This is a genomic window from Gallibacterium genomosp. 3 (genome assembly GCF_001678475.1).
GTDB lineage: Bacteria > Pseudomonadota > Gammaproteobacteria > Enterobacterales > Pasteurellaceae > Gallibacterium > Gallibacterium faecale.
Genome location: NZ_JTJR01000002.1, coordinates 43,247 through 55,010 on the forward strand (window position 1 = coordinate 43,247; position 11,764 = coordinate 55,010).

The following is an 11,764-nucleotide window of genomic DNA, read 5'->3' on the forward strand; positions in this document are numbered from 1 at the left end:
CTTATTAGCAATCTGTTTCAATCATTGATTTTTCTGCACCCGTAATTACTGGGCGATTAAATTCAACGGGTTCTTTTTCTAGAGTAGTAATTTTTTGTTCTAACGCTTGTAATTGTTGCGTTAACTCGATGTTCGCAGTGCTTAATTCGTTGAGTTGTTGTGTAAGATTTTCGTTTTTTTCCTGGACTTGCTTAATTTGTTCAGTTAATAACGTGCTAACATCTTCCAACGTTTTGTAGAGTTGCTGTTCTGTTTGCTGTGAGTTTTCTTTCGCTGTAAACATTGCTTTGAGTTTATCTAACAAACTTTCTTTTTCTTGTTCTTCAAGTTCTAGTGCAAATTCAATCGCTTCACTAAAGAGGTTATCTTTGTCTTGTTTGCGGTGAGCTAGTGGGTTTTGTTTAGCTTGTGCGGAAAAAGCGAGCATTTCTGTGCCTAAGCTTGCTGGGTCATCAGTAACAGCAAGCCCAACAAGATAAGCACTGTTTAAATCAGCAAAATTTGGGTTGACTTCAATCGAGGTATAAACTTTTTGTTTATTTTTTACCATTTCGATTAAGTCTTTTGTCGGTTCAATTTGTGCTAATAAACGTAGCTTTCCGTCGCGTTCTTCGGTTTTTAACGCTAATACATCGCCAAGACGTTTAAAGTCGCCGTCAGGGAAAATACCTTTGAAATGTTCTAAGTTGACCCTTGCTCCGTAAAGCTTTGGATCATAGTTAGACGCCATTTCTTCCAACCATTTGCGTTCGATATTACGCCCGTCTGCGGTTGCACCTTCGGTCGCAACGACAAACCACTTAGATTTTGTTGACATAGTTTTTTGCTCCGTTTTTAACATTGCCAACAATATTGAACGCTTAAAAATATTTTTCTATTTTTGTCTTGTGTGAAATTAGCAATCACAAATAACAAAACAAGCCAATTTCTATGCGCTATCTATGATTAACGCATGGAAAAAGAAAACATTAAAACAACACTATCTGCAGAACAAAAACGCCAAGCTCAAATCATGTATTGGGCTGGTTATCGCATTGCCGAAATTGCGAAAACCTTAGCAATTCCCGCCTCAACAATATCAAGCTGGAAAGAACGTGAAAAATGGGAAGACACGGCACCAGTCGGGCGAGTAGAAGTCTCTTTAGAGGCTAGACTTTGTTTATTGATTAACAAAGACGACAAAACGGGTCATGACTTCAAGGAAATAGATTTACTAAGTCGGCAAATGGAGCGGATTGCTCGAATCAAGAAATATAGTAACGGCGGGGGTAATGAAACTGATCTTAATCCTAAAATCAAAAGTCGTTATAAATCGGAGCGGAAACAAGCTGAAAAGAATGCGATTAATGAGGAACAGGAAGAAGCATTAATTAATGGCTTTTTGTCTGAAATGTTTGCGTATCAGCGCAGGTGGTACGACGCTGGACTGCAATATCGGATTCGCAATATTTTAAAAAGTCGTCAAATTGGTGCGACTTATTATTTTGCGCACGAAGCTTTTATTGATTCGCTAAAAACAGGGCGGAATCAGATCTTTTTATCAGCCAGCAAAAAACAAGCTTTACAATTTCGTAGTTACATTTGTGATTATGCAAAAAAAACGGCAGATGTTGATTTAAAAGGTGAAACAATCAAATTACCTAATCAAGCCGAATTGATTTTTTTGGGTACAAATTCTAATACTGCGCAATCGTATCATGGTAATTTGTATTTTGATGAAATCTTTTGGGTGCCGCGTTTTGAGGAAATCCGAAAGGTGGCGTCTGGTATGGCGTCGCAAAAGCAATTTAGGCAAACCTATTTTTCTACCCCATCTGCTATATCTCATTCTGCTTATCCTTTTTGGTCAGGTCAACGTTTTAATAAAGGACGTCCTGCAGATCAACGCAAAGAGTTTAATTTATCCCATGAATATTTAAAAGCTGGTCGATTAATGCCTGATGGGCAATGGCGTCAGATTGTGACAATTTATGATGCTGAAGAGGGCGGTTGTAATCTATTTGATATTGAAGCCTTGAAGCTAGAATATTCCGTTGAAGAATTTGAGCAGCTTTTTTTATGTCAATTCATTGATGATAACAGCAGTGTATTTAAGTTCATTGATTTGCAGAAATGCGGCATTGATTCGCTCGAAGTTTGGCGCGATTTTAATCCATTTTATCAACGGCCGTTTGGTAATCGTCCTGTTTGGATTGGCTATGATCCCGCTTATACAGGAGATAGGGCCGCGTTAGTAATTGTTGCTCCGCCTGCGGTTGAGGGCGGTAAATTTAGATTACTGCATTATCAAACTTTTCACGGCATGGATTTTGAGCAGCAAGCTGCACGGATTAAGCATTATTGTGATTGCTATAATGTGGCACGTATCACGATTGACAAGACGGGTATGGGTGAGGGCGTTTTTCAGTTAGTGAGCAAGTTTTTTCCTACTGCGCAGGGGCTATCTTATAACTTAGATATAAAAAATGAAATGGTCTTAAAAACGTTAAATATTATTCAGAAACGCCGTTTTGAGTTTGACCAAGGAGATAAAGATATTATTACTAGCTTTATGACCATCAAAAAGCAAGTAACTAAATCTGGGCGTCAGATTACTTATATATCGGATCGCTCGGAAGAAGCAAGCCATGGCGATATTGCGTGGGCAATTATGAGTTGTTTTATTAATGAGCCTTACGATGCTAAAAACAACACCTCGGCCAGAATTATTGAATTTCACTAAAGGAACTAACAATGACTACACAACCTAAACTATTTGCTTTTGATGATCCAATCCCCGTTATTGATAAAGCAGAGATTTTATCTTACTTTGAAAGTGCGATTTATCTTAATAAGTATTATACAACGCCAATTAACTTTACTGGTTTAGCCAAAGCATTTCATTCAACGTCGTATCATTCAACCGCGATCACAGTAAAGAAAAATATTTTACTAAGCACATTGCAAACTTCGTCTTTAATTTCTCGCTTAGATTTAGAACGGTTTATTTTGGATTATTTGATCTTTGGTAATGCTTACTTTTATATCCATAAAAACAAATTAGGTAAGCCAGTTAGACTTCAGGCGATGTTGGCAAAATATATTAGGAAAGGGGTTAAAGATGGAATCTATTATCAAGTCACTAATTTTATAGATGACTTTGAGTTTCCTAAAGATAGCATTTATCACTTTATCCAACCTGATTTTAATCAAGAAATTTACGGCTTACCAGAGTATTTATCGGCATTGCAATCATCATTTTTAAATGAAGCAGCTACTTTATTTCGCCGCAAATATTATATTAATGGTGCTCATGCAGGAAGTATTATCTATTTGACTGATCCGCTACAATCGGAAGCGAGTATTGACAATTTAGAACAACAGATCAAATCTGCAAAAGGGAAGGGGAATTTTAAAAACCTTTTTATATATTCACCAAACGGCAAAGAGAAAGGATTGCAAGTAATACCTTTGTCAGATATTACAGCGAAAGATGAATTTTTGAATATTAAGAACACTAGTCGTGATGACATCTTAGCAGCGCACCGAGTGCCGCCTCAATTACTTGGCATTATCCCGAATAATACTGGTGGTTTCGGTGATGTAGAAAAAGCAGGCAAAGTCTTTTTCATCAATGAAATCGAACCGTTGCAACGAAAGCTCAATGAAATCAATGTTTGGTTTAGAGATAATTATAATCTTCAGCAAGATTTGATTAAGTTTAGTAAATACAGACTACTAGATACAGAAAATTAATTTATATTTTTATAATTAGATAAAGATAAAAAGCTATTGAGTGTTTTCTCAATAGCTTTTTTCTTTTTTTGATGTTCGTTACCAAAAAATCGCGATGCGTACCTCGCCACGCCCGCACAATAAAAGTGTAGAAAATTACGCAAAAACGCAATCAATACGAGTCCGTATTCAGGACAAAAGATCTAAGATCTTTTAACAGATCTTTTTTAACGCATTTTTACGCAAAACAATGCAATTTTTATGTCTAATCAGATCCGTTTTATTTGATTTAGATCACAAATATATAATATTTTTAATCTTAATATCAGATTGCTCAATATTGCACCCAACATATATTTTATTATTGATTTATAAGATTATTTTGTACAGACCCTAGGCACCATTTTCCTTTCAATGTACCTTTATAAAAGCCAATACTCCTTAACTTTAAATTTTTTTGTTAAGCGAGTGAATCATGAATTTATTGCAAAACACTTCAAGTCTCTTTTGTTGCTACTGTTGCTTCTATTAAAGGCGGTTCGGCAATTAGCTGCTACTGTAGGTTCAGCTGTAGGAAGTCTCAGTATTTTTCCCGCTCTAGATTCAATGCGACAAGCTCTACCAATGGTACATGCATTTACCCTAATATCCATTGTCATTTTAATACCGCTTATTATTATAATGAGTGGATATTCATTGAAAATCATTATTACATTAACTTTCGTGCACTTTGTGTTGATATCTCTAACCTTCTGGTGGGAATTAGCGAGATGGCTTGATTCTTGGTTATTAGATGTACTATATAGTTCATCTACACACAACAGTCTTAATCCATACTTTTTAGAAAATACAGAAGATGACATCATTGTAAATTTTGTTATGAGTTCACTTTTTTTAATATTACCTTCAATCTGGTTTGCCGCAATAAGTTGGTCTGGAGTACATCTCGGAAATATAGCTCAACATCTAGTAAAAGGAACACAATCTTCCCAACAGGCTGGTGGTCAAGCTGGTAATATATTATCCAAAGGAGGAAAGGCAATATCTTCAGGTTTATAAAATATAACCATTATAAATGAGGTAGAATAAAATTCTACCTCATTTTTTATAGTAAGAGCTATTAAAAATCGCTACAAAACCATATATACAAGCTCTCAAAAACTTGCATCACTTTCAATTGTTAAAGTTACAAATAATTGGCAAACGATACAAATAATTGTCACATAGCTACCACATCATTTATAATCTACATATCTCTTGAAATAATAGAAAGGATGTGGATTATGTCTTTCGTAGATGAACTTATTGGAAAAGAATTCACTTATGAACCCTATGATGGTTTCTGTCCTGATTTTTCAGTATTCTTTAATAAGATGAAATATCTAGAAAACCATGCTGAATTAAATCCACGCCCTCACCCACCAATTAAAGGTAGTAGTTGGTATTTTCCTTCTTATGAATATATCATCGTTTGGTACGATAGTAGCTTTCTTTTTCAAAGAAAAAACACTCAAGCACACGTTAAAGTTAAGTTGGTAAACCTAAAGAATCCTACCTATGAAAAGGGAGGTGTCACTCATTTAAGCATTTTGTATATTTCTGTGCCTATTAATATTCTTCATTACTTCTTTATTGGTAGTGTTTGGAAAGACGGCAAGGCAATAAAACAGATAAAACTCAAAGAATATCTTGTTACAGCTAATCAAGCATTTGAAGGAAACAGAGATAACGTAAATTATCAACCTTTCTATGATAAAGAAAACCATAAATACAACGAGCCATTCTCACCAAATTTATACACTATTGAATTAGACTGTAACAACTATAAGTATGATAAAAATCAACTCATCAAAATTCAGCAAGATGGTATAGATTTCATTATTCATCCATTACATCTTTTCTGTGCTCATTATGGAATATCAGCAGATATTAAGAGAATTTTAACAACCTACGATTGGAATGAAGTCAAAAAACGGTTTTATTTAGATATAAATGAGCCATCTTTATATCATGAAAAACACGTTGTTGTATCAAAGTATTTTGTGAAGAAAGATGCAATTTTCCTTTACCATCTCAAATATGATAAAGCAGTAACACTAGAACGAACAAAAATGCTTAATAATGAAATTAAGATTTCAGATGAGAATCCAAAGCCGATAAAAGTTCAATTTTGGCATGACCAAAAAGTGCAACTAAAAATTCGTGGTATTGAGTTAAATGGAGTTATTTTATGTGCAGAAATTGTAGGTATAAATCAACCTGTCGGCGATGATATTACTCTTGTATTACATCGCAATAAAAAGGAAGAAGAAAAAAATATCCAATCAAACGGAAATGAAAAAACTGCCATCAAAAAGTATAAAAGAGAAGTAAATACAGAATATCTCAGCACAAAAATTACAGATAGCGAACCTAATAATAGAACATCTCAAAGTATCAGAAAAAAATTTGAAGAACTAGGACAAAAAAGAATCATGAACACGGTTCATGTTCAACACCAAAATAACAATTCACATCAAACTAAAGGAATACAACCCAAAGAGGCTGATGAGCTTGGATTCGGCGACCATTATGGCGCAGAAGGTAATATAGGTTTAGCGGCTTGTTTCCTAGATGATACAAGTGAAAATAAAGATATAAAGCTATTTCGACTTTGGGATATGGCAAAAGACTTTGCTTTAAAGAATGGCGGGCGGGTCCACTGGTTCACTCCCCAATTAGGATTCAGAGATGACAATGATTTGGTGTTCATATCATTAGATCAAGATAATGCTATTGCCTACCCTGAAATCGCATTGGTAATTCGTCTCATCCTAGACGATGAAAAATTCTATATTATAGATTTTTCTCAAAAATCACATGACATTTCAATGAGCGGTATTACTTATAAAGAAAGCTACGATGAAGACTTTATTTCATTAGATGACACTCAAAGTAGTAAATTAATGGAAATAATTTGTGAAGTGATACTTTCAGAGCAACTACCTACTGAGTATATTTCACAACAGAATAAGAAAGAAATGAAGATTGCAACATTCAAACACCCAACAGCAGAAAGTAGTAATTGGGTGTTTAATTCTATTAGTAAACTCACATATAAAACATTATATAAATAATGAAAGAACTAAATTTTACAGATAATATTATTATTAATTCAGCCGAAATACAAAGTTGGTTAGAACAATTTAATAAAGAAATAAGAGATCGAGAAATTGCTATTAACATCCTTAAACAATTACGTTTTGTCACCATTAGTGATTTTAGAATTTTTATTAAAGAATCACTTACAAATTTAATTAATAGCATGTCAGAAGAGAGAGCTAAATTAGCTATCTATCCTATTATGAAACTTGATACTACACATAGTAATCTTTGGGTGATTGATTCTGATAATAAAGATAATTTTATTATTAGAGATAGAAAACCTAAAGGTCGAGGAAGTGAAGATTTAGTCATTAATATAATTTATGACTTATGTAAATCAGATAACAGTTTTCTACTAGAAACTCCAGATATAGAAACGTTAAAGAAATATAGAGTTAAAGATATAATTTTTGTTGTGGATAATAGTATTTCTGGAGAGCAAGTAAATAAATACCTTGATGAATTTTTTAATAATAAAACTATAAAGAGTTATTGGTCATTAAATTATTTTAGAATAACTATATTAAGCCTATACCTTTCAGAACTAGCAAAAAGTACAATTAAGTGCAATAAATTTATAGCTGAAAAAGTAAAAAAAGAACAGCCTTGTGTTTTTTTTGAGTATTTGTTCGGTGAAGAAGAATGGAATGATTTTGATAATATAATTGATCTAGTTAGTAGATACACTCAAATCCCCAAGAAATATAGATTTGGTTATAATGGATCTGCAAGTAATGTTATTTTTGAACATAGCGTGCCTAATAATGTTTTTGGTATTTTTTATTGCAAGTCAAAAAACAAATGGAATCCTCTATTTAAAGATAAAAGAGTATCAAATAATTTAATAAAAATGTTAAAAAATGAAGATCCTCCAAATTTTTCAGAGATATCAAAGTCACATTTAAAGGTATTGTATTTTATTCACAAAAAATGCAATACTTTAAAAAAAATTTCTATTAAAATTGGATTTTCAGAGAAATATACTAGAGTTTTATGTGAATGGCTAATTAAGATAAAGTTTATTACTTTAACTGATGTTAAAAAACTTTATAAGTTAACGCCATCAGGTAAAGCTTATCTTATTAATAAAACAGTTATAGATACGATTGACAGTTTTGATTTTGGAATTTATACTCCTAGAAATATGGAGGGCCATAATCAATTTCTTTTTAGCGAATTACAGGAAGATTTTTTTCTGTGATGACACAGTTACCTGTGTGGGAATATTTCGAGAAATATTCTTTGACCAAGCTGACGCTGAGCTTTCCTTGTTTGTAGTTCAATTTTATGTTCTATGAACAACGCTCGAAGTCTCGCTTAAAATTGAACTACAGACATGGCTCCCTTTGTCGCCATGTCATACAAAATTGGATGGTAAATGGAAAATTGGTCTCTCCATACTCTTAATCAGAAATTAGAAGAAGATTTCTCTGATGAGCAATTAAATACATGGATTCAATATGCACGAAACTTGCGTAAGCAAAATTTACCAATAATCTTCAATCTAAAACACCTTTCAAAAATCACTAATATAAATCAGCACCTCCTTTATTCTGTTATATGCAGATTTAAAGAAAAAGATTACTATAAAATCTTTAGAATAAAGAAAAAAACAGGGGGATATAGATTTATTCATTCTCCAAGTAATGAATTAAAAAAAGTTCAATATTTCATTAATAAATACATTTTATCTAAATTAGATATACATAAATCATGTTTTTCCTATCACAAAGATGGTGGAGTTTTAAGATGTGCTGAACAACATACAAATGCGAAAATTCTATTTAAATATGACTTAAAGGACTTTTTCTTTTGTATCAATGAAATGTCGGTATATCATCTTTTTAAGAGTTTAGGGTACACGAAAAAGTTATCCTTTCAAATGGCTAGATTGTGTACAATTATTTTAATAAAAGACCATGGAAAGTATATAAAAAAATACAAAGTAAAAGATAAAGAAATAGAATTAGGTGTTTTACCTCAAGGAGCTCCTACTAGCCCAATGCTTAGTAATCTTTTGGCTAATCAATTGGATGTAAAACTTAGTCAGCTAGCTGACACTAATAACCTTATTTATACAAGATATGCTGATGATCTTACTTTTAGTTCTAATGAGAAATTATCAAAAATAGAAATAAGAACAATTAACTCTAAAATACTAAAAATAATAAAATCTGAAAAGTTTATTATTAATAAGAATAAAATTTCTATATCTAGACAAGGCTATAGAAAACAAGTCTTAGGATTAATAGTAAATAATGACACCCCTAAGCTATCTAAAGATAGAAAGAAGAAAATTGACACTTTTCTATATGCTATTGAAAAGTTTGGATGGGAGTCAACTACTGAGCATTATGGTTTCAGAGATTCACTAGGTTTTTTTCATCATTTAGATGGAATTATTGTTTATGCGGAACATATTGATAAAGATTTAGGAAAAAAATATAGGAACAAACTGGATAAATTATTACCCAAGTTATTTAGGTGATAAAGAATACCAGTTATTGGACTCATTAGGACATATATTTTTATTTTTTACAACAGATAAGCTACCCCAAAATACTAATAGTTAATATAGCGCCATAAAAACACTACGACTCACGCTATATATACAATTACCGTGCGGGAGGAACTGGAAATTATACATACAACTACAAAAGTAAGAAGTCTTATAGAGAGACATCAGGTCTACTTATTTATAAGAACACGCTTTTACCAAATAAAGAAAAGGTGGAGAAATTACATAAAATGTAAAGTTATAAAGGAATATAATAATAAAAAATAGGGAAATGTACTTGCAATATATCAAGATAGAATTACCGAATAGAATACATTGCCTTCAAATCGTGAAACATCTTTACGGGCACTAAATGAACAGCATGAAGAACTAAATAGATTGATAAAAATTTATCTAAACTAAATAAAAAATACCTAACACTATATAAAAAGATAAAATACGAGCATGAAAAATTTAAAAAGCATAAAAGATCATCCATCGGAAGATTTTTTAGTGCTTTTAATAAATATTTAGCTTAATGAAATATATTGATATAATTCTGCTATATAATACCAGAAAAATGCCGTCTGAAAAATTTTGTCTACTATACCTAATCTTAGAAAATAATTATTAGCAACCACTTTGTCCACTTGGTGTAGTTTTTTAAAAATCAGCAACCATTTTGTCTACTACACCTATCTATTATGAAATTTAAAAAGCAAAAACCGCCTTTTTATAGGCGGTCTTTTTTTGAAAACTTTTTAGTGGTGCCTAGGATCGGACTCGAACCAACACGCTTTTAAGGGCGGCGGATTTTGAATCCATTGCGTAGATATTCACTATACTTTCAATCTGGGTGTACCCTTTCAATCTGGGTGTACCTAGCCTATACATTCCAAATGTACATCTCAATAAGCATTGAACGCTAAGATCGCTAACTTAGCACTTGAGATCCTACACAGTTTCTTTATGTTTGTAAAGCCTGAAAGTAAAAAATATGATCAATGGTGTAAAGGTGAATTCTCATATTTTTTATGAGTCTCATAATTCAAGATGTCCGGTGTATGTGATATACTCTTAGTTAATTTTTTAATTTACTGAAATACATTCGATTCAATGAAGTTTATAATAGAAAATAATGTTGTAACTATTTCTAACAAAAGCAGTGTTCCAAAAATTCAGTATTATGAATGGGAAGGCGATTATTTATATTCAATTATTCAAAGAGAAATTATTCGTCGTTCAGCTGAACGACCACCCGGTGATAATTGCCCCATATTATATGCAATGAAAAATAGCGATGATCTTACGACTACAGAAGATACGATTGATAAATTATATAGTTATGTATTTAGTTCAATAATTAACTATTTTGGCAATAAATGTAATTTTGATCTCATTATACCAATGCCATCTAGTTGTAGTATTCCTTTAGATATATCTCAAATACTGCAGAATATCTATAACATTGATATTCTCAATATTGCTGACTATATTGTTAAAAAGGAACCAGAAGAGATAATTAGTCTAATTTCTTCCAATAAAGATGTTCCAGATAAAATCAAACAAATTATTGTTACAGCTTTGAATAGAAACAAAGAAAAGCTGAATATTAAAAGTGTGAAAGTTCAATATAGACATTATCTTTTCCCTATTTTTAAAATATCAGGCGACACAAGTATATTTGAGAGCTATTCGCCTACTCATATATTATTGATTGATGATATTTTTGCGTCGGGGATAACACTATCTAGTGTAAGAGGTATATTGAAAGAGCTTTACCCTAATACAAGAATTTCTGCTTTGACATTATTCAGCCCTCTACCTAAAATAAAAAATAAGTCTTGACATAGAATATTTTTTCTATAGAATTTAAGGCATCATCTTTATGGTTTAAAGGTGAATGACTGGGAAAATGTCCCCTCGGTCATTTAAAATGCAGGGATCCGAGTACTTGTACGAACCAAGTTAATTGGGTTGTTAGGCGCGGCTAACAAGATATTATATAGTGGGGGACTTATGTTCCCCATCATTTTTTTCTAATTATGTTGTTCTTGGTAAATTATAATAAATTTACTGAATCTCGTAGCATTTCTACATCATGCTCTATATATCCTAATGTAACACTAATATCCTTATGTCCTAGTAATTTTTGTACAACATAAACATTTTCAGGATTTTTCATTAAGGAAGTAGCAACTGTATGTCTAAAACGATGAGGCGATGATGTAAATCCAACAACTTCAGATATACACCTAAATATGTGAGTAGCTTGGTTGACGCTCATAGGCTTTCCTTTTCGACGAGTTACTTTTGAAAATAAATTAAAATTAAAGAGTTGGCTATTTGCTGGTTGTCTTAGTTTACTTAATTCTTTTAATAATAATTTTAGGTGTAGTAGACAAAATG

At 32.1% G+C, this 11,764-nt stretch carries 9 protein-coding genes; 7 read left to right on the forward strand and 2 right to left on the reverse strand.

Annotated features, from left to right (window positions below; all coding sequences use genetic code 11):
• Positions 1-4: 4 nt before the first annotated feature.
• Entirely contained in the window at positions 5-817 is an 813-nt protein-coding gene (locus QV06_RS00710; protein WP_065236500.1) for a GPO family capsid scaffolding protein, read from the reverse strand.
• A gap of 135 nt (positions 818-952) precedes the next feature.
• On the opposite strand from QV06_RS00710, the gene QV06_RS00715 reads away from it, so the two are divergent.
• The 7 genes from QV06_RS00715 (at position 953) to QV06_RS00745 (ending at position 11,203) form a co-directional block, all read left to right on the forward strand.
• Positions 953-2,722, forward strand: a complete 1,770-nt coding sequence (locus tag QV06_RS00715) for a terminase large subunit domain-containing protein (RefSeq protein WP_065236501.1) — start codon at positions 953-955, stop codon at positions 2,720-2,722.
• Positions 2,723-2,733: 11 nt separating this feature from the next.
• Complete coding sequence (locus tag QV06_RS00720; RefSeq protein WP_065236502.1) at positions 2,734-3,735, forward strand: phage portal protein; 1,002 nt, start codon at positions 2,734-2,736, stop codon at positions 3,733-3,735.
• A 393-nt stretch (positions 3,736-4,128) separates the two neighbouring features.
• Positions 4,129-4,773, forward strand: coding sequence for a conjugal transfer protein TraG N-terminal domain-containing protein (locus QV06_RS00725; protein WP_065236503.1), 645 nt, complete (start codon positions 4,129-4,131; stop codon positions 4,771-4,773).
• 224 nt (positions 4,774-4,997) lie between these two features.
• A complete protein-coding gene (locus QV06_RS00730; RefSeq protein ID WP_065236504.1) occupies positions 4,998-6,830 on the forward strand; it encodes a hypothetical protein in 1,833 nt (610 codons plus the stop codon).
• Positions 6,830-8,059, forward strand: a complete 1,230-nt coding sequence (locus QV06_RS00735) for a phosphoribosyltransferase-like protein (protein ID WP_065236505.1) — start codon at positions 6,830-6,832, stop codon at positions 8,057-8,059. The genes QV06_RS00730 and QV06_RS00735 overlap by 1 nt, the downstream gene beginning before the upstream one ends.
• Positions 8,060-8,236: 177 nt before the next feature.
• Positions 8,237-9,346 (forward strand): reverse transcriptase family protein, encoded by a 1,110-nt coding sequence (locus QV06_RS00740; RefSeq protein WP_065236506.1) that lies wholly within the window; start codon positions 8,237-8,239, stop codon positions 9,344-9,346.
• 1,125 nt (positions 9,347-10,471) lie between these two features.
• Positions 10,472-11,203 (forward strand): hypothetical protein, encoded by a 732-nt coding sequence (locus QV06_RS00745; RefSeq protein WP_065236507.1) that lies wholly within the window; start codon positions 10,472-10,474, stop codon positions 11,201-11,203.
• 214 nt (positions 11,204-11,417) lie between these two features.
• Here QV06_RS00745 and QV06_RS00750 read toward each other — a convergent pair.
• A partial coding sequence (locus tag QV06_RS00750) for a site-specific integrase (protein WP_156541903.1) occupies positions 11,418-11,764 on the reverse strand: 347 nt, incomplete at its 5' end.

What these genes read in the sequence shown, in the direction of transcription:
- QV06_RS00715 (WP_065236501.1), top strand. Translation starts at nt 953, where the DNA reads ATGGAAAAAGAAAACATTAAAACAACACTATCTGCAGAACAAAAACGC.
- QV06_RS00730 (WP_065236504.1), top strand. Translation starts at nt 4,998, where the DNA reads ATGTCTTTCGTAGATGAACTTATTGGAAAAGAATTCACTTATGAACCC.
- QV06_RS00745 (WP_065236507.1), top strand. Translation starts at nt 10,472, where the DNA reads ATGAAGTTTATAATAGAAAATAATGTTGTAACTATTTCTAACAAAAGC.
- QV06_RS00735 (WP_065236505.1), top strand. Translation starts at nt 6,830, where the DNA reads ATGAAAGAACTAAATTTTACAGATAATATTATTATTAATTCAGCCGAA.
- QV06_RS00740 (WP_065236506.1), top strand. Translation starts at nt 8,237, where the DNA reads ATGGAAAATTGGTCTCTCCATACTCTTAATCAGAAATTAGAAGAAGAT.
- QV06_RS00725 (WP_065236503.1), top strand. Translation starts at nt 4,129, where the DNA reads ATGTACCTTTATAAAAGCCAATACTCCTTAACTTTAAATTTTTTTGTT.
- QV06_RS00720 (WP_065236502.1), top strand. Translation starts at nt 2,734, where the DNA reads ATGACTACACAACCTAAACTATTTGCTTTTGATGATCCAATCCCCGTT.
- QV06_RS00710 (WP_065236500.1), bottom strand. Translation starts at nt 817, where the DNA reads ATGTCAACAAAATCTAAGTGGTTTGTCGTTGCGACCGAAGGTGCAACC.